This window comes from Enterobacter sp. YSU, from assembly GCF_016082135.1.
Classification (GTDB): domain Bacteria; phylum Pseudomonadota; class Gammaproteobacteria; order Enterobacterales; family Enterobacteriaceae; genus Enterobacter; species Enterobacter hormaechei_C.
In genome coordinates this window covers 23,630-42,224 of record NZ_CP059487.1, presented here as the reverse complement: position 1 = coordinate 42,224, position 18,595 = coordinate 23,630, and the positions used below count along the sequence as shown (strand labels likewise).

The 18,595-nt window shown below is 56.7% G+C and carries 13 protein-coding genes; 4 read left to right on the top strand and 9 right to left on the bottom strand.

The genetic code is table 11. The features are described from left to right. Window positions 1–219 precede the first annotated feature (219 nt). From H2Z33_RS00150 to H2Z33_RS00140, 3 genes are all read left to right on the top strand, one after another. On the top strand, window positions 220–2,922 hold the full coding sequence (locus H2Z33_RS00150; RefSeq protein ID WP_198091812.1) for a glycosyl hydrolase family 18 protein: 2,703 nt from the start codon (window positions 220–222) through the stop codon (window positions 2,920–2,922). A gap of 102 nt (window positions 2,923–3,024) precedes the next feature. Then, window positions 3,025–3,465 carry a type III secretion system invasion protein IagB gene (gene iagB, locus H2Z33_RS00145; protein ID WP_017384854.1) on the top strand — a complete coding sequence of 147 codons (441 nt, stop codon included), beginning with the start codon at window positions 3,025–3,027 and terminating at the stop codon, window positions 3,463–3,465. A 134-nt stretch (window positions 3,466–3,599) separates the two neighbouring features. Next, complete coding sequence (locus H2Z33_RS00140; RefSeq protein ID WP_047734144.1) at window positions 3,600–5,411, top strand: glycoside hydrolase family 19 protein; 1,812 nt, start codon at window positions 3,600–3,602, stop codon at window positions 5,409–5,411. Window positions 5,412–5,557: 146 nt separating this feature from the next. On the opposite strand, the gene H2Z33_RS00135 is transcribed toward H2Z33_RS00140, so the two are convergent. The 8 genes from H2Z33_RS00135 to aqpZ form a co-directional block, all read right to left on the bottom strand. Continuing rightward, window positions 5,558–6,571 carry an NAD-dependent epimerase/dehydratase family protein gene (locus H2Z33_RS00135; protein WP_045334225.1) on the bottom strand — a complete coding sequence of 338 codons (1,014 nt, stop codon included), beginning with the start codon at window positions 6,569–6,571 and terminating at the stop codon, window positions 5,558–5,560. A 92-nt stretch (window positions 6,572–6,663) separates the two neighbouring features. After that, window positions 6,664–8,100, bottom strand: coding sequence for an SDR family oxidoreductase (locus H2Z33_RS00130; protein WP_063135296.1), 1,437 nt, complete (start codon window positions 8,098–8,100; stop codon window positions 6,664–6,666). Window positions 8,101–8,110: 10 nt separating this feature from the next. Beyond that, complete coding sequence (gene ltaE, locus H2Z33_RS00125) at window positions 8,111–9,112, bottom strand: low-specificity L-threonine aldolase (RefSeq protein ID WP_015570991.1); 1,002 nt, start codon at window positions 9,110–9,112, stop codon at window positions 8,111–8,113. A gap of 38 nt (window positions 9,113–9,150) precedes the next feature. Further along, window positions 9,151–10,869: a ubiquinone-dependent pyruvate dehydrogenase gene (poxB, locus tag H2Z33_RS00120; protein ID WP_017693711.1), complete on the bottom strand. Its 1,719-nt coding sequence runs from the start codon at window positions 10,867–10,869 to the stop codon at window positions 9,151–9,153. A gap of 239 nt (window positions 10,870–11,108) precedes the next feature. After that, window positions 11,109–12,077 (bottom strand): NADH oxidoreductase, encoded by a 969-nt coding sequence (gene hcr / locus H2Z33_RS00115; RefSeq protein WP_063135295.1) that lies wholly within the window; start codon window positions 12,075–12,077, stop codon window positions 11,109–11,111. Window positions 12,078–12,087: 10 nt separating this feature from the next. Continuing rightward, window positions 12,088–13,740, bottom strand: coding sequence for a hydroxylamine reductase (gene hcp / locus H2Z33_RS00110; protein WP_063135294.1), 1,653 nt, complete (start codon window positions 13,738–13,740; stop codon window positions 12,088–12,090). 144 nt (window positions 13,741–13,884) lie between these two features. Then, entirely contained in the window at window positions 13,885–14,784 is a 900-nt protein-coding gene (locus tag H2Z33_RS00105) for a lysine exporter LysO family protein (RefSeq protein ID WP_015570988.1), read from the bottom strand. A gap of 180 nt (window positions 14,785–14,964) precedes the next feature. Continuing rightward, window positions 14,965–15,660, bottom strand: a complete 696-nt coding sequence (gene aqpZ / locus H2Z33_RS00100; RefSeq protein WP_032103428.1) for an aquaporin Z — start codon at window positions 15,658–15,660, stop codon at window positions 14,965–14,967. 291 nt (window positions 15,661–15,951) lie between these two features. Here aqpZ and H2Z33_RS00095 point away from each other — a divergent pair, with 291 nt between their 5' ends. Next, window positions 15,952–17,610, top strand: coding sequence for an ATP-dependent endonuclease (locus H2Z33_RS00095; RefSeq protein ID WP_017693708.1), 1,659 nt, complete (start codon window positions 15,952–15,954; stop codon window positions 17,608–17,610). On the opposite strand, the gene H2Z33_RS00090 is transcribed toward H2Z33_RS00095, so the two are convergent. Continuing rightward, window positions 17,607–18,563 (bottom strand): VirK/YbjX family protein, encoded by a 957-nt coding sequence (locus H2Z33_RS00090; RefSeq protein ID WP_033486314.1) that lies wholly within the window; start codon window positions 18,561–18,563, stop codon window positions 17,607–17,609. The two genes, H2Z33_RS00095 and H2Z33_RS00090, sit on opposite strands and share 4 nt — an antisense overlap. Window positions 18,564–18,595 lie beyond the last annotated feature (32 nt).

The following is an 18,595-nucleotide window of genomic DNA, read 5'->3' as shown; positions in this document are numbered from 1 at the left end:
TGGTAGAAGAGAAGGACGTCTCTTTATGCTCAGCGTATCGTAAAGGATATAAGCTACACGAAATTTGGGCTTGTATCTTTTAATGGAGGAATACAACGCAGCAACAATTTTTTGTTCACGACACTCACGTTGGTTAAATACGCATTACGCGAAACGCATCCATGATCTCACGGAAGACATGGGTTATTACGTTACGAATAAATTTATCAGGAAATAAAAATGAAATTTATGAAGCCAAAATATCTGGCGCTCTTTATTGCGGCGGCAACCAGCTCCGCATTTGCAGCAGCGCCAGGTGCACCGACGATCGGCTATGGCAATGACAAATTTGCCCTGGTGGAAGTGGATCAGGCTGCCCAGGATTATAACAATCTTGTCAAAGTGCATAACGATGGCGTGGATGTAAAAGTTGAGTGGAACGTCTGGAGTGGTGATGCGCCAACTTCAGCGAAAGTTCTGCTGGACGGACAAACCGTATGGACCGGCGCAGCCGGCGCGACGGGCTCTGCAACGTTTAAAGTGAAAAAAGGCGGGCGTTATCAGGAGCAGGTTGAAGTCTGTAACGCCAGCGGCTGTGCGAAAAGCGCCAGCAAGCTGATTATTGTGGCAGACACCGACGGTAGCCACCTGCTGCCGCTGAATACGTCTCTCAAAGAGAGTAACAAAGCGTTTGCGAAGCATACCGATAAAGTGGTTGCGGCCTACTTCCCGGAGTGGGGCGTTTATGACCGTAACTTCCCGGTTGATAAGATCCCTGCGGCAAACCTCAACCACATTCTTTACGGCTTCATTCCAATCTGTGGCGGTGACGGCATCAACGACGGCCTGAAAACCATTGAAGGCGGCAACAGCTTCCGCGTGCTCCAGAACGACTGTAAGGGCCGACCTGACTATACCGTGGCGATCCACGACCCATGGGCTGCGCTGCAAAAACCACAGGCTGGCGTCTCCGGCTGGGACGACCCGTACAAAGGTAACTTTGGTCAGCTGATGGCGCTGAAAAAAGCGCATCCGGACCTGAAAGTGCTGCCATCTATCGGCGGCTGGACGCTCTCCGATCCCTTCTTCCACATGGGTGACCCGGCTATCCGCGCACGCTTTGTCTCTTCTGTGAAAGAGTTCCTCCAGACCTGGAAATTCTTTGACGGCGTGGATATCGACTGGGAATTCCCTGGTGGTGGCGGTGTGAGCGAAAATCTGGGTAACCCGCAGCAGGATAAAGCGACCTATACCGCACTGATGCACGACCTGCGCACCATGCTGAACGAGCTGTCTGCACAGACGGGACGTACCTATGAACTGACCAGCGCCATCGGTGCAGGCCGCGATAAGATCGAAGACGTGGATTACACTGCCGCTCAGCAGTACCTCGACCACATCTTCCTGATGAGCTATGACTTCTACGGCGGCTGGAGCAACACCGTTCTCGGCCACCAGGCGGCGCTGCGCGCGCCAGCATGGCGTCCGGACACTGACTACACCACTGAAAATGGCGTTAACGCGCTGCTTTCCCAGGGCGTACAACCAGGCAAGATCGTGGTGGGTGCGGGAATGTATGGCCGCGGCTGGACCGGCGTGCATGGCTACACCGGTAACAATCCATTCACCGGCACCGCTACAGGTATGGTGAAAGGGACCTGGGAACCCGGCGTGGTTGACTATCGTCAGATCGTTAACGAATACAAAGGCAAACCAGGCTGGGAATACGGCTACGACGCTGATGCGGAAGCCCCTTACGTCTTCAACAAAACTACCGGCGACCTGATCACGTATGAAGATGCGCGTTCAACTACGGCGAAAGGTAAGTATGTTCTGGCGAATAAACTGGGTGGCCTGTTCGCATGGTCTATCGACTCTGACACCGGTGACATCCTGAACGCGATGAACGAAAGCCTGCTGGGCGGCGACGCTACGCCGGTTGATCCGGAGGTCACCAACCACGCGCCAATCGCGTCCTCTGCCGATCAGAACGTGTCTGGCCCGGTAACCGTCACGCTCGATGGCTCTGCTTCAAGCGATCCTGATGGCGATGCGATTACCTACAAATGGACTCAGGTCTCTGGTCCGTCGGTCACCATCACCAACAGCACCAAAGCGAAAGCGACCTTTAACGTTGCCGCCGCGACGTCCGACCAGACCATGGTGTTCCGCCTGACGGTGACCGATGCAAAAGGCCTGAGCAACGCGATTGATGTCCAGGTGGTGAACAAGGCGCCGAAAGCTAACCAGGCACCGGTTTTAAACCCAATGGAAGCGATCACGCTTGAATCAGGTGAAACCTATGCGCTGCATGCCCAGGCCGCGGATCCAGACGGAGATGCGTTGACCTACGCCTGGAGTGTACCAGCAGATATGCACGCTACCGGGACTGACTCCGCGAACGTGAACATCACTGCGCCGGAAGTGAGCTCGACGTCTACCTACACCCTGAGCGTGGTGGTGAGCGACGGTAAGACCAGCGTGCAGTCTAACGTCCAGGTCACCGTGAATCCGAAAGCGGCGCCTGCACCTGTGCCAGATGACGAAGACACTAACCCGGCGGATGACGTTACCCCTCCGGCTGATGATGTGACTCCACCGTCTGACAAAGGGAGCTGCGATGCACCTGTGGATGCTAACGCCAGCAAATATGCGGCGTGGGAATCCAGCAAAATCTACAACGGTGGCGATACCGTAAGCTTCGACCATCTGGTGTGGAAAGCGAAGTACTGGACTCAGGGCAATCAGCCTGGCTTCGGTGTGGATGCATGGGAGCTGGTAAGCAACGTGAAGATGAACTGGCGTTCTGACCTGGTCTACAACGGCGGCGACACCACCACCTATGAAGGAAACGTTTACCGTGCGAAATGGTGGACCCGTGGTGATAATCCAGCCAACAGCGACGTATGGGTAAAAGAAGGCGCATCAACAGACTGCAAATAATCTAACCCATTAATGACTCCCCCTTTTAGAGGGGGAGTGATTCAAAATTCATTTTAAAGGATGTTGGTAAGGAGAAATAACCGAAACTGTCAGCAGGTAAAAATGAAAAAGTTGATTTTGTTGTTATTGATAATAAGCCAAAGCGCTCTGGCAAACTGTTGGAATAAAGCGGCGCATTATTATCATGTCGACCCTTATTTACTGTACGCGATAGCGAATGTGGAATCCGGAATGAACCCGTATGCGGTTGGGCAAAACCGCGATGGCACGCGGGATGTCGGGCTGATGCAAATCAACAGTTCGCATTTTACCGCGCTGGAAAGCAGAGGAATCGACGAATACCGGTTAATCACGGAGCCGTGTACCTCGATCATGGTCGGGGCTTCTATCCTTGCCGGGATGATCAGGGTGTATGGCTATAACTGGGAAGCCGTTGGCGCGTATAACGCCGGACTGAAAAAAGAAAATTATCCGCAGAGGATGAAATATGCCCATAAGGTCTGGGCCAAATATCAGCAACTGAAATTAGCAGCACGTTATTAACGTTTTTTATTTTTGAAGAATTCCTGAAGGTGTTCTTCGAAAAGTGAAAACAGCTGAATGTGGTTTATGTATTAACGGAGTAATACCTAAGCCGGGATTTTAACATTTAATTTTAAACGAACAGGAAAACTGAAATGAACAAAAGGACGTTACTGAGTGTACTCATTGCGGGAGCCTGCGTGGCGCCACTCATGGCTCAGGCTGCTAACCTGAAGGAGACCAGCAGTGAGCCGTACACCATCAAAGCCAGCGATCTGGCGAAGAAAGAGAAGGAACTGACGGACTTCCCGCTGATGGCTTCGGTTAAAGAGACCATCCAGACGCTGGATAACGCGCAGGTCGAACTGATTGAGCCAGGCCGGGCGGCGAACCCGGACAACGTTAAGCGCGTTGAAGGGATTGTGAAAGCCAGCGACTGGGAATATCTCTTCCCGCTGCGCGCGCAGGCCTATACCTACAGCAACTTCCTGAAAGCCGTGGGTAAATTCCCGGCGCTGTGTAAGACCTACAATGACGGTCGTGACAGCGACGCCATCTGCCGCAAAGAGCTGGCCACCATGTTTGCCCACTTTGCCCAGGAGACCGGCGGCCACGAAAGCTGGCGTCCGGAAGCCGAATGGCGTCAGGCGCTGGTCCACGTACGTGAAATGGGCTGGAGCGAAGGGCAGAAGGGCGGTTATAACGGCGAATGTAACCCGGACGTCTGGCAGGGGCAGACCTGGCCTTGCGGTAAAGATAAAGACGGCGATTTCCTGAGCTACTTCGGTCGTGGTGCGAAACAGTTGTCCTACAATTACAACTACGGTCCATTCTCTGAAGCGATGTACGGCGACGTGCGTACGCTGCTCGACAAACCTGAGCTGGTGGCGGACACCTGGCTGAACCTGGCGAGTGCGATCTTCTTCTTCGCCTATCCGCAGCCGCCAAAACCAAGCATGTTGCAGGTGATCGACGGTACATGGCAGCCGAACGATCACGATAAAGCCAACGGTCTGGTTCCGGGCTTTGGTGTGACCACCCAAATCATCAACGGCGGCGTTGAGTGCGGCGGCCCGACTGAAATTGCGCAGTCTCAAAACCGTATCAAGTATTACAAAGAGTTCGCGAACTACCTGAAAGTGCCTGTTCCGGCGAACGAAGTGTTGGGTTGCGCTAACATGAAGCAGTTCGACGAAGGTGGCGCAGGCGCCCTGAAGATTTACTGGGAACAGGACTGGGGATGGAGCGCGGATACTCCGGACGGCAAAACCTACTCTTGCCAACTGGTGGGTTATCAGACCCCGTTCAGCGCATTTAAAGACGGTGACTACAGCAAGTGCGTGCAGCACTTCTTTAACGTGAAAATCGTTAACGACGAGGGTTCTTCCGTTACCCCGGACGAAACCCCGGTAACGCCAACACCGACGCCATCTGGCGATGAAACGCCGGCACCAACCCCAACGCCGGATGAAACGCCGGTTGTGGTGAACCACGCGCCGGTTGCGCAGATTGCCGGTCCGATCGGTGCAGTGGAAGCGGGTGCGCAGGTTTCTCTGAGCGCCGAAGGCTCTACCGATCCAGATGGTAACACGCTGACGTATACCTGGCGTTCCCAGGATGGTCAGACTGTTACCGGTCAGGACAAAGCGGTTGTGACCTTTACAGCGCCAGAGTCTGCGACGGCGCAGCAGTATGAAGTGAGCCTGACCGTCAGCGATGGCGAACTGAGCAGCACCACGTCTTACCTGCTGAACGTGAAAGCGAAAGCGGCAACGCCATCCGGAGAAGATACGTCTTACCCGGCATGGAGCGCGAACAGCAAGTACAACGCCGGTGATATCGTGAACAACCACGGTAAACTGTTCCAGTGCAAACCGTTCCCGTACAGCGGCTGGTGTAACAATGCGCCGACCTACTATGAACCTGGCGCAGGTCTGGCATGGGCTGAAGCCTGGACGGCATTATAAACAGCAAACGGCAACCCCCAGGGTTGCCGTTTTAGTGTCTGCACCCTCTCCCTGTGGGAGAGGGCCGGGGTGAAGGCATCAGTCCGCACTCTCTGTTTTTTGCCGGGTGGCGCTGCGCTTACCCGGCCTACATGAGGCTGGAACGCTTACCGGTGCAACTTCCCGTGATCCCGTAACCACGCCGCCGTACGCACTATCCCTTCATCCAGCGATACAGTCGGTTTATATCCCAGCTCGTTCTCCGCCCGCGAAATATCCAGCGTAAAATCAAAGTTGAGCTTCGACACACCGTAATGCGTCAGCGCAGGCTCTTTCGCCGATTTACTGCCAAAGCGTTCCATGCTGCGGGCAATCATGTCCAGCATCGGGTAAGGAACAGAACGGATCCGGCAGTCGATTTTTAACTCGTCAATCAGCCTTTGCACAATGCTGCGCAGGGTACAGGGTTCGCCGTTGGTGATGTTGTACGCGCGGCCCGATACCAGCTTATCGCATTCCGGCTGGCTCGCCAGCCACATGGCGTGAACGGCATTTTCGTAATAGGTCATGTCCACCAGCGCATCGCCGCCGCGCGGTAACAGCACGCTGCCGTAGTGGTGCATCATCTGGGCCAGTCGCGGGATAAAGACTTTGTCGTGCGGCCCAAACAGGCTCTGCGGACGCAGCACGGTAAAGCGGGTGTGCGGGTTTGACTGGGCCAGCAGGTCGATCACCTCTTCGCCCGCCGCTTTACTGCGGGCAAACTCGCAGGCGAAGCGCGCCGGGCGGAAATCTTCCTGAATATCACGATGGTGGTGATAGTCGAAATAGAGCGACGGGGAGGAGATATGAATAAAGTTACGCACGCCCCAGGCGACGGCCCATTCGCCCAGACGACGCGTGGCGCGCACGTTAGCGAGATCAAAAGCTTCCTGGGTACCCCACGGGGAGGTAAAACTGGAGCAGTGCCACAGCGTATCGATACCGGCGAGCATCACCTTGGCCTGAGAGGAGACCAGCTCCGTCAGATCGGCATGGACAAATTCAGCGCCCATTTTTTGCAGGAGCTTACCCATTGCCTCATTGCGACCGGTGGCCCTCACGCTGATGCCTTTGTTGCGCAGAAACTCGACCGCATTTCGGCCTAAGCCGCTGGTCGCCCCGGTAACCAGTACCTTCATAACAATCCACTGTGTTGAAAAGAATTTCGTGCGCATTCTTTCGTGAATTACGATGTGTTGCAATGGGAAAGGTGAAAGATTAAGAGTTTTATTTAGTTATTTTCCCGCTTTTCTTCTGCCAGTTGCGCAATCCGTTTCGCCATTCCGCGGAAGATAAACAGGTGTGCCGGGATCATCAGCAACCAGTAAAACAGACCCGGCATTCCGTGCGGATGCCACCATGCCCGAACGTCCAGTTCACGATGGTCGCCGTTGTCCTTGAGGGTGAAGCAGAGCCGCCCCAGCCCCGGCGCCTTCATGCCAAACAGCAGCGCCAGCTGTTTTTCCGGCTCAACAATAATCACTTTCCAGCTGTCGACGGTATCGCCCACCTTCAGCCAGGGATGGGCAGGGCGGCCTTTTGCCAGCCGGTGACCGACCAGCAGATCCAGCGCGCCGCGCGTTTGCCACAGAATATTGCCGAAGAAATAGCGCTCTTTGCCGCCGATCTGGTTCACAACTTCCCACAGCGCTGCCAGGCTGGCCGTGGTTTTTACCGTACAGCCCGCCTGTTTCGGATAATAGCCGTACTCGGGCCGCCAGCGGGCAAACGCCTGCGCGTCATAACCCCAGTCGCTGGAGTTCACCAGCTTCTCTTCCTCTTTCAGCGTGTTGCGCACCGCGTCGTCAAAGCGGATGAGTTCCTGGGGAATTAAGGCGCGCAACGCGCGATCGTCCGCCAGCAGATCGTGCTTCAGCCCCTGGATAAGCGCTTTGGCGGTCGTCGGCGGCACGGAGGTGATCACATTCAAAAACCACACCGATATCCAGCGGGTCGGGAAGGGGATGGGGATCAGCCAGCGGTGGCGGCCACTCACCCGCATAAAATGTTCAAACTGCGCCTGATAGCTCAGCACTTCCGGACCTGCCGCCTCCAGCACGCGATGCTGCTCCGCCGGGTGAGCCAGCAATGCCACCAGATAATGGAGTAAATTCTCCAGCGCAATGGGCGTGGTGCGCGAGCGTACCCAGCGCGGCGGCGTCAGCACAGGCAGGTTGTAGACCATATCGCGCATCACTTCGAATGCGGCGGACCCCGCGCCGACGATGATCCCTGCCCGCAGTTCGGTAACGGGGATACGGGCGCTCCGCAGCGTTTCTGCCGTCAGCTGTCGGGCGCGCAGATGGTCCGACTGCTCGTGCTCAGGCGCCTGGAGCGAGCTTAAAAAAATCACCTGCTTCACCGGCGTTTGCAGCAGCGCATCACGAACGTTCATCGCCACCTGACGCTCGTGGGCGATAAAATCGCCGCCTTCGCCCATGCTGTGGACAAGGTAGTAAAGCGTATCGACCCCTTCCAGCAGCGCAGGAAGCGCTTTCGGCCAGCTAAGGTCAACGTTGTGACACGTCACGCCAGGCAAATGTAGCTTTTGCAGGCGTTCCGTGTTGCGTGCCGCTGCCAGCACCTGGTGCCCCTGCTGGCTTAACGCAGTGGTCAGATGCTGACCGATATACCCGCTGGCGCCGAGCACCAGAATACGTTGCGGCACGGTATGCTCCTTAACGCTGTAAAAACGCCTGCCAGTGTTTCACCACCTCGGTCAGCTGCTCGCGGTTAACGTCAAGGTGCATCACCAGCCGTACGACCGGGGAGGCGTTAATCAGCACGCCTCGGGCTTTCATAAAGTCGCCCAGCGCGGCAGCATGCTCATCGCCGACGCGGACAAACAGCATGTTAGTGTCGTGACGCATGACATCAGCGCCGATTTCACGCAGCTGCGCTGCCATCCACGCCGCATTGTCGTGATCGTCTTTCAGGCGTGACACGTTATTTTTCAGGGCGTACAGTCCGGCAGCCGCCAGAATACCCGCCTGACGCATCCCGCCGCCGGTCATTTTGCGCCAGCGGTTGGCGCGCCTGATGTAGTCCGCGCTGCCAACCAGCAGAGAACCTACCGGCGTACCCAGCCCTTTAGAGAGGCAAATGGTGAACGAGTCGCAATATTGGGTGATCGCTTTCAGCTCGCAGCCGTACTCCACCACGGCGTTGAAGATACGTGCGCCGTCAACGTGCAGGCCGAGCTTACGCTCGCGGGTAAAGTCCCATGCCGCTTTCAGGTATTCGCGCGGCAGGACTTTACCGTTATGGGTGTTTTCGAGGCTCAGCAGTTTAGTGCGGGCGAAGTGAATATCGTCGGCTTTGATTTTCGCCGCGACTTTGTCCAGCGGCAGCGTACCGTCCGGTGCGGCATCGATCGGCTGCGGCTGGATGCTGCCAAGCACCGCCGCACCGCCGGCTTCGTACAGGTAGTTATGCGCCCCCTGGCCGACGATATACTCCTCGCCGCGCTCGCAGTGGCTGAGCAGCGCCACCAGGTTAGCCTGCGTGCCGGTGGGCAGGAACAGGGCAGCCTCTTTACCGCTCAGCTCTGCCGCATAGCGCTGGAGTTCGTTGACCGTCGGGTCATCGCCGTAGACGTCGTCCCCGACCGGGGCGGCCATCATCTCTTCGAGCATGGCGCGGCCCGGACGGGTAACGGTATCACTACGTAAATCAATCATTTCACATCCCTTTAATTTAAGAGGTCTTGTGAAATGTTTTACCTGAGCCAGTTGGTTTTTGCCAGTTCGATCACTTCGTCACCGCGCCCGCTGATGATGGCGCGCAGCATGTAGAGGCTAAAACCTTTGGCCTGTTCCAGCTTGATTTGAGGCGGGATCGCCAGCTCTTCTTTGGCGACCACCACATCCACCAGCACCGGGCCGTCGATGGCGAAGGCGCGTTGCAGGGCGTCGTCCACCTCTGAGGCTTTCTCCACCCGAATACCGGTGATACCGCAGGCTTCGGCGATGCGGGCGAAGTTGGTGTCGTGCAGTTCGGTGCCGTCCGTGAGGTAGCCTCCGGCCTTCATCTCCATCGCCACGAAGCCCAGAACGCTGTTGTTAAAGACCACGATTTTGAGCGGAAGCTTCATCTGCGCCACCGACAGGAAATCCCCCATCAGCATACTGAACCCGCCGTCGCCGCACATCGCCACCACCTGACGTTCCGGTGCCGTCGCCTTTGCACCCAGCGCCTGCGGCATGGCGTTGGCCATTGAGCCATGGTTGAACGACCCAAGCAGGCGACGTTTGCCGTTCATTTTCAGATAGCGCGCGGCCCAGACGGTGGGCGTTCCTACGTCGCAGGTGAAGATGGCATCGTCGTCGGCGAAGTGGCTGATCTGCTGCGCCAGATACTGCGGGTGGATCGCTTTTTCGCTCGGTTTGGCGAGATCGTCCAGCCCCTTGCGCGCATCGCGATAATCGCTCAGGGCTTTATCGAGGAATTTGCGGTCCGTTTTTTCTTCCAGCAGCGGCAGCAGGGCGGCGAGGGTGGATTTGATATCGCCGATAAGCGCCATATCCACCTTGCTGTGCGCGCCGATGCTGCCGGGATTAATGTCGATCTGGATAATTTTGGCATCCGTCGGGTAGAACGCGCGGTACGGGAACTGGGTGCCGAGCAGGATCAGCGTGTCGGCGTTCATCATGGTGTGGAAGCCGCTGGAAAAACCGATCAGCCCGGTCATGCCGACATCGTACGGGTTATCGTATTCAACGTGCTCTTTCCCGCGCAGGGCGTGCACAACTGGCGCCTTCAGCTTACCGGCAAATTCCACCAGCTCTTTATGCGCGCCGGCGCAGCCGCTGCCGCACATCAGGGCGATATTGCTGGAGTATCGCAGCAGCTGTGCCAGCTTTTTCAGCTCTTCTTCGGCAGGGGTAATGGTTGGCTGGGGCGCAGAGTACCAGTGGGTGGTGGCGGTTTCAGGTGCGGCCTTCAGCGCCACGTCCCCCGGCAGCACAACCACCGAAACCCCGCGATTCAGGATCGCCTTACGCATGGCTATCGCCAGCACCTGTGGGATCTGCTCCGGCGATGAGACCAGCTCGCAATAGTGGCTGCATTCACGGAACAGCTCCTGCGGATGCGTCTCCTGAAAATAGCCGCTACCGATTTCAGATGACGGAATGTGAGCCGCAATCGCCAGCACCGGAACATGGTTGCGGTGACAGTCGAACAGACCGTTGATGAGGTGCAGGTTTCCCGGTCCGCAGGAACCTGCACAGACGGCGAGTTCACCCGTAAGCTGCGCTTCGGCACCGGCGGCAAAGGCGGCGACTTCTTCATGGCGGGTGGGCATCCACTCAATAGTTTTCATCTTGTTAAGGCTATCGCTGAGTCCGTTCAGAGAATCGCCAGTGACGCCCCAGATACGCTTTACGCCAGCCTGCTCAAGGGTTTTCGCTATGTATGCAGCCACAGTTTGTTTCATGGTTGTCCGTCTCCTTTTTGTGATATCGCTTACAAGCTTAGAAGAAAGTCGCTGTATTGCCTGCTCAGTATTCTTTAAGTCCAGGTGGTTTTTCTGCGCGACGCGCCTGGCAAAGTCAAAAAAATAACGGGCTGCCGTACAGGCAGTAGGCACAATGTAGGCCGGGTAAACGTAGTGCCACCCGGCAAAAAGCCCGGTGGCGCTGATGCTTACCGGGCCTACAGGTGAACCACGACAGATTATGCGAGGACAAGATCGCCCTGCGGATGGCACGAACATGCCAGCACATAGCCCTCCGCGATTTCCGCGTCCGTCAGCGTCATGGTGCTGGTGACCGTGTACTCACCGGAAACCACTTTGGTCTTACAGCAACCGCACACCCCGGCGCGACAGGCCGCTGCCACCGGTACGTTGTTGCTTTCCAGTGCTTCAAGCAGCGTGGTGCCCACGCGGCCAAAGAAGGTCTGCGCCGGTTGCAGCTTCGTGAACTTCATCCCGCTGGTCGCCGCTTCAGCTACAGGCGTGAAGAACTGCTCTTTGAAGAAGCGGGTCACGCCGAGCGCTTTCACTTCTTTCTCCACGATCTCCATGTACGGCGCCGGGCCGCAGGTCATCACGATGCGGTTCGCAATATCCGGCACGCTTTGCAGCAGCTCGCAGCTCAGGCGCCCCGCGACAAAACCGTGCGTCGCGTTGTGCTCGGCCACCAGCGTCACCGGATAGTTGCGCCATTCTTCGGCAAAAATCACATCTTCCGGGGAACGAACGCTGAAAATCACCTGCACGTCGGCCTGAGGTCGGTATTTCGCCAGCCAGCGACGCATCGACATAATCGGCGTCACGCCACAACCCGCCGCCAGCAGCAGGAATTTATCTTCCGTCTTGTCGTCACAGGTAAACTCGCCCTGCGCGTCAGACAGCCAGATGTAATCCCCGCGCTTCACGTCCCGGGTCAGCCACTCGGATCCTGCGCCGTCATCAATACGACGAACGGTGAGCGTAATGTACTCGCTCACGCCCGGCGTGGAGGAGATCGTATAGGCGCGCAGAGTATCCGCCGAATTACGCACGCTCACCAGCGCATACTGGCCCGCGCGGTACGGATAATAGTCATGGCACAGCAGCGACAGCGTCCACACATCCGGCGTCTCCTGATGGATGTGATGAACCTGCATCCGCCACGGACATTGTGAGGTTGGCATGGTCATGAGTTACTCCTTACGCGCTCAGCAGTTGCTTCATATCATCTTCAACGTTGGTCACAGAACGCAGACCAAATTTCTCGTTCAGGATGGCCAGCAGGTCCGGCGTCAGGAAGCCTGGCGCGGTCGGCCCGGTGACGATGTTGGTCACGCCGAGAGAGAGCAGGGTCAACAGGATAACGATCGCTTTCTGCTCGAACCAGGAGAGCACCAGCGACAGCGGCAGATCGTTCACGCCGCAGCCCAGTTTCTCTGCCAGCGTGACCGCCAGAATGATGGCTGAATACGCATCGTTACACTGACCCGCATCCACCAGGCGCGGCAGACCTTCGATGTTGCCGAAGTCCAGCTTGTTGAAACGGTACTTACCGCAGGCCAGGGTCAGGATCAGACAGTCTTCCGGTACGCGGGTGGCGAAATCGGTGAAGTAGTTACGTTCCCCGCGCGCGCCGTCACAGCCGCCGATCAGGAAGATGTGACGCAGTTTTTCACGGCTGACGAGGTCAATCAGGGAATCCGCCGCACCCAGCAGGGTTTCACGACCAAAACCGACGGTGATGAGGTGCGGAATTTCGCTGTACGGGAAGCCTGCCATCTGCTGCGCCTGAGCGATAACCGGACCGAAATCGTCGCCTTCAAGGTGGCTCACGCCCGGCCAGCCGACGATGCTGCGGGTCCAGATACGGTCGTCATACGCGCCGACGGTCGGGTCGATGATGCAGTTAGAGGTCATGACGATTGGGCCAGGGAAGCGGGCAAACTCCACCTGCTGGTTCTGCCAGCCGCTGCCGTAGTTACCGATCAGATGCTTAAATTTACGCAGCTCCGGGTAGCCGTGCGCGGGCAGCATTTCGCCGTGGGTATAAACGTTAACGCCGGTGCCTTCGGTCTGCTTCAGCAGGTTGTAGAGATCTTTCAGGTCATGACCGGAGATCAGGATGCATTTGCCTTCGGTCGCTTTGACGTTGACCTGCGTTGGCGTTGGGTGGCCGTAGGTGCTGGTTTCACCGGCATCCAGAATGCTCATCACTTTGAAGTTCATCTGGCCGATTTCCATCGAGCATTCCAGCAGGGCGTTCATATCGGAAGGCCAGGTGCCCAGCCAGGCCATGATTTTGTGGTACTGGGCGTAAATAGCGTTGTCGTACTGGCCGAGTACGTGCGCGTGTTCCATATAGGCCGCAGCACCTTTCAGACCGTACAGGCACAGCAGGCGCAGGCCGAGGATGTTTTCGCCAATCGCCGCTTTGTCTTTATTGGGAGTAAATTCTGCGGCCTGACGCTGTAGCTCGCCCAGGTCGTCGCTCACCAGCTGTAGCTCCGCCATCGGGTTGCCCACGCGGGCGCTGGCGTCGGCATTCAGGCACTGCGCTTTCAGGGCTTCACGCAGGGCAATCGCTTCGCGGGCATAGCCCACAATGCGTGGAGAATCGAAGTTAACGTTGGTCAGCGTGGAGAAAAATGCGCGCGGCGCAAAGCTGTCGACATAGTGATCAACAATGCCATATTCACGGGCTTTGAAGGCCCAGGCGGACAAGCCTTGCAGCGCCGCAATCAGCAGATCCTGGAGATCGGACGTTTCTGCGGTTTTGCCGCACATACCCTGCGCGTAAGAGCAGCCGTTGCCTGCTGGGGTACGGATGGTTTGTTCACATTGCACACAAAACATAATCACACCTGTTAAAGTTATATTTGAGATACATGTTTAAGGTTATGCCTGTGCCACAACGGAGAAAAGTGCTTTCTTATACTAAGTGGAGGGTTATTGATTTAGCGCAATTTTGGCGGCAGGTTCACTACCGCCAAAGCAGTATCAGGCTGAGAAGAACGCCATCAGAATGGGGACCAGCAGGCTCAGAATAAAGCCGTGTACGATGGCGGCAGGGACCATCTCCAGCCCTCCCGAGCGCTGTAATACCGGCAGGGTAAAGTCCATTGAGGTGGCCCCGCACAGGCCCAGCGCGGTAGAGCGGCTGCGGCGTACCAGGCCGGGGATCAGCATGATGGCTATCAGCTCGCGCGCCAGATCGTTAAAGAAGGCGGCGCTGCCGATCACCGGACCAAACGATTCGGTCAGCAGAATACCGGAGAGCGAATACCAGCCGAAACCGGACGCCATCGCCAGGCTGGTTTTCAGCGGCAGATCGAGAATAAAGGCGTTAATCACTCCCCCCGCCAGTGAGCTGGCCACAACGATAACGGCAACCATCATGCCCCGGCGGTTAAGGACAATCTGTTTCAGCGTCATGCCATTATTTCGCAGCTGAATACCAATCAGGAAGAGCAGGAAAATAAGCGTATATTCGCTGGCTTCCGTTGCGTGCTGTAAAAATGCCCAGCCGGTCAGACCCAGTAAAAAACCGAGTACCACCACGCCGCACAGTTTTAATGATTCCAGCGCCATCGCAATACGGGAGGGAAGCTTTTCCTGATGGTGATGATTTTTCCAGGGAATAGTGCGTTCCAGCCAGAACAGCGCAGCAATATTGCACAGCAGAATAACCACTACCGTAACCGCAGAATAATGCAGGATGGAAAGCAAGTTCGTCGCCAGATTATCCAGGAAGGCCAGGCTGATCCCCATAAAGAACAGAATGACGTAAACAATCCAGCTGAGAAAGCGATTAATAAGCTTTAAGGCCGATTCATGACGCAGCGGAATAAGGTAGCCCACAATCAGGGGCAGAAGAATGATGAGGAGTCCTGAGAACATGAACAGCCGGTCCTTTTGAGTATCAGTTAAGCGCCAGAGACACTACCCAATAAAGGCTGTACAGTAAAGCGGCAAAAGAAAGCCGGGTGGCGGCTGCGCCTTACCCGGCTTGTCTATTTGGGGTGGTGCGGCCTGATGCCCTCACCCCGGCCCTCTCCCACAGGGAGAGGGGGAAAACCATTAATCGTGTTTTTCCAGCAGGGTGCGATACAGCACGCCGCCCAGAATACCGCCGATAATAGGCATCACCCAGAACAGCCACAGCTGTTCAAGCGCCCAGCCGCCCTGGAAAATAGCCACCGCGGTGCTGCGCGCCGGGTTAACGGAGGTGTTGGTCACCGGAATGGAGATGAGGTGGATCAGCGTCAACGCCAGACCAATAGCGATGGGGGCAAAGCCCGCAGGCGCGTATTTGTCCGTTGCGCCGTGGATCACCAACAGGAAGCCAGCGGTGAGCACAATTTCAATCACGATGGCAGACAGCATCGAGTAGCCGCCTGGAGAGTGTTCGCCGAAGCCGTTCGACGCAAATCCGCTGGCCGCGGCGTCAAACCCGGCTTTTCCGCTGGCAATTACGTACAGCACCGCCGCGGCAATAATACCGCCAATAACCTGGGCAATAATATAGCCAATAATATCTTTCGCCGGGAAACGTCCGCCCGCCCATAATCCTAATGTGACGGCCGGGTTGAAATGACCGCCGGAAATATGCCCCACGGCGAATGCCATGGTTAAAACAGTTAAACCGAATGCCAGCGCGACGCCGACAAAGCCAATACCTAATTCCGGAAATGCGGCTGCCAGTACTGCGCTACCGCAGCCACCAAACACCAGCCAGAATGTACCAAAGCATTCTGCCGCTAATTTTCTGAACATAACCACCTCAATAATAAACGTCCGCGCCCATTCCTGCACGCGGGTTATATCGCCATAAAGGGATGACGACTCAAAGAGCCAGTATTTTGAAACCATCAACATCCCTTCGCCACTCAAATAAATTCACTAAATTTGATTTAAGGCAATGTGATGTCAATCCTTGTTCAGATCGGAGGTAATAAGAGCATAGCCCAATAATTAAGGGGGCGTATATTCTGCTGTCGTGACCCACAGCCTGCCGCTATACTGCTGATAACTTGAAGGAAAAAGTGGCCGAATTGCGGGGGATGTATGCTACTCGAACGTGTGGAGATTGTCGGGTTTCGCGGGATTAACCGCCTGTCGCTGCAACTGGAACAGAACAACGTCCTGATAGGCGAAAATGCCTGGGGTAAATCCAGCCTGCTGGATGCCCTGACGCTGCTACTTTCGCCCGAAGAGAACTTGTACCACTTCGTTCATGATGACTTCTGGTTTCCGCCAGGGGATGTCAACGGACGCGAGAAACACCTGCATATCATTCTGACCTTCCGCGAATCCGAGCCCGGCCGCCATCGCGTGCGTCGTTTTCGCCCTATGTCGCCCTGCTGGGTGCCCTGTGAAGATGGTTTCCAGCGTATTTTCTATCGCCTTGAGGGCGAAATGGCGCAAAACGACGGGGTATTAACCCTGCGTGAATTTCTTGATGAGAAGGGAAATCCGATCCCGCTCGATAATATTGACGAGCTTGCCCGCCATCTTATCCGCCTCTCCCCCGTGCTGCGCTTACGAGACGCGCGCTTTATGCGGCGGATCCGTAACGGCACCGTGCCGAATATGCCCGAGGTGGAGGTGACCGCCCGCGAACTGGATTTCCTCGCCCGTGAACTGGTCTCACGGCCGCAGAACCTCACCGACGGCCAGATCCGTCAGGGACTGTCTGCCATGGTGCAACTGCTGGAGCACTATTTCTCCGAGCAGGGAACGGGGCAGGCGCGCCACCGTCTGATGCGTCGCCGCTCGCACGATGAACAACGAAGCTGGCGCTATCTCGATATTATCAACCGCATGATCGACCGCCCCGGCGGGCGCACGCATCGGGTGATCCTGCTGGGATTATTCTCCACGCTTTTACAGGCGAAAGGGACGGTGCGCCTGGATCGGGACGCGCGCCCGCTGCTGCTGGTGGAAGATCCGGAAACGCGGCTGCACCCGATTATGCTTTCCGTGGCGTGGCATCTTCTTAATTTGCTGCCGTTGCAGCGAGTCACCACCACGAATTCCGGAGAGCTGCTCTCTCTGACGCCGGTGGAGTATGTCTGCCGCCTGGTGCGTGAATCGTCGCGGGTCACCGCTTACCGGCTCGGGCCCGGCGGGTTAAATGCCGAAGATGGCCGACGAATTGCGTTTCATATCCGTTTTAACCGTGCCTCTTCCCTGTTTGCCCGCTGCTGGTTGCTGGTGGAAGGGGAAACGGAAACCTGGGTGATAAACGAGCTGGCTCGCCAGTGCGGACACCACTTTGACGCCGAAGGGATCAAAGTGATCGAATTTGCTCAGTCTGGCTTAAAACCGCTGATCAAATTTGCGCGCCGGATGGGGATAGAGTGGCACGTACTGGTGGATGGCGATGAGGCGGGTAAAAAATATGCGGCGACCGTGCGCAGCCTGCTCAATAACGATCGTGAAGAGGAGCGGGAACATCTGACCGCGCTGCCTGCGATGGACATGGAGCACTTTATGTACCGCCAGGGATTTGACGACGTCTTTCACCGCGTGGCGATGATCCCGGTAGATGTGCCCATGAATATGCGCCGGGTGATTGCCAAAGCTATCCATCGGTCGTCAAAACCGGATTTGGCCATTGAAGTTGCGACGGAAGCGGGCAGGCGAGGCGTGGAGTCGGTGCCCACGCTGCTGCGTAAAATGTTCTCCCGCGTCCTCTGGCTGGCTCGCGGGAGGGCCGATTAACGGGCAGTCGCCTGCGAAACCTGTTGGATCAGGCTATCAAGCAGGGCATAGCGGCGGCGGTATTCGGACCGTTTTTTACTCGCAATCTCTTCCATCGGTTTGCGTGGCATGGTCAGCGGCAGGGCAAAGTTGCCGTTATCCTGCTGCTGTCCGCCAAGGGAGCGCCAGAAGCTGTCATAGTCAGCCAGCAATTTTCCCTCTTTTTTCTTGCGATAGCGCCAGCTGCGGTAGATGTGGGTGGCGTTACTCACCGCGAGGATCTGCTCGACCGGGAAGGCGCCTGCCAGCGTCATGACCGCTTCAACCAGCAGACGTTTTGGGAACAGTCCGTGACAGGCTTTGGTCGCCAACTGAATGTGCTCGTGCGGGACATGCGCTTTCGCCCCCTGCATTCCGCCGATGAAGAGCGTTGGCTTGCCCTGGTATGTGCACAGCGTAAAGGTCAGCTCGGCCAGCACCGTGTTCTGGTGGTCGCAAAAAGTGAGGGTCGCTTCCCCTTCTTTGTCCAGAAACGCATCCGCGCTCAGGCGAACGCTAAACTGCTGCTCCTCTTTGCCCGTTAACGTCACCAGCATAATGCCCTGGCTGGAGAGGTAACCGTTCAGCAGCGACGCCGGAAGATGGCGGCTCATCATCTCATAGTGATCGTTCAATGCGTCCAGCGTAGTCTGACGGCCCATATTGACGGTCAGCCACGGCCGGTGCAGGCGGCACGGCAGGCCGGGCTGCACGCGCAGGATCTGCATCAGACGGGGCTGTTTTGCAAGGTTTCCGAGCAGGCGCGCAGTGGTGAACGGCGTTGCCAGCGAGCGCAACATAAACTTACGTCGATAGGCCGGATTTTGCCACGCCAGCCCCGGCGTGAGGGAACCCGATGCCAGGCTTTTAAACAGTTGCCAGCCCGATTTAGGCTGGGGCAGCGTTGAATAGGGTGTATCGACGATGGAAGACATGTTAGATCCTGCTTCTGGTGGAATATCGCTAT

What these genes read in the sequence shown, in the direction of transcription:
- H2Z33_RS00150 (WP_198091812.1), top strand. Translation starts at nt 220, where the DNA reads ATGAAATTTATGAAGCCAAAATATCTGGCGCTCTTTATTGCGGCGGCA.
- iagB (WP_017384854.1), top strand. Translation starts at nt 3,025, where the DNA reads ATGAAAAAGTTGATTTTGTTGTTATTGATAATAAGCCAAAGCGCTCTG.
- H2Z33_RS00140 (WP_047734144.1), top strand. Translation starts at nt 3,600, where the DNA reads ATGAACAAAAGGACGTTACTGAGTGTACTCATTGCGGGAGCCTGCGTG.
- H2Z33_RS00135 (WP_045334225.1), bottom strand. Translation starts at nt 6,571, where the DNA reads ATGAAGGTACTGGTTACCGGGGCGACCAGCGGCTTAGGCCGAAATGCG.
- ltaE (WP_015570991.1), bottom strand. Translation starts at nt 9,112, where the DNA reads ATGATTGATTTACGTAGTGATACCGTTACCCGTCCGGGCCGCGCCATG.
- poxB (WP_017693711.1), bottom strand. Translation starts at nt 10,869, where the DNA reads ATGAAACAAACTGTGGCTGCATACATAGCGAAAACCCTTGAGCAGGCT.
- hcr (WP_063135295.1), bottom strand. Translation starts at nt 12,077, where the DNA reads ATGACCATGCCAACCTCACAATGTCCGTGGCGGATGCAGGTTCATCAC.
- hcp (WP_063135294.1), bottom strand. Translation starts at nt 13,740, where the DNA reads ATGTTTTGTGTGCAATGTGAACAAACCATCCGTACCCCAGCAGGCAAC.
- H2Z33_RS00105 (WP_015570988.1), bottom strand. Translation starts at nt 14,784, where the DNA reads ATGTTCTCAGGACTCCTCATCATTCTTCTGCCCCTGATTGTGGGCTAC.
- aqpZ (WP_032103428.1), bottom strand. Translation starts at nt 15,660, where the DNA reads ATGTTCAGAAAATTAGCGGCAGAATGCTTTGGTACATTCTGGCTGGTG.
- H2Z33_RS00095 (WP_017693708.1), top strand. Translation starts at nt 15,952, where the DNA reads ATGCTACTCGAACGTGTGGAGATTGTCGGGTTTCGCGGGATTAACCGC.
- H2Z33_RS00090 (WP_033486314.1), bottom strand. Translation starts at nt 18,563, where the DNA reads ATGTCTTCCATCGTCGATACACCCTATTCAACGCTGCCCCAGCCTAAA.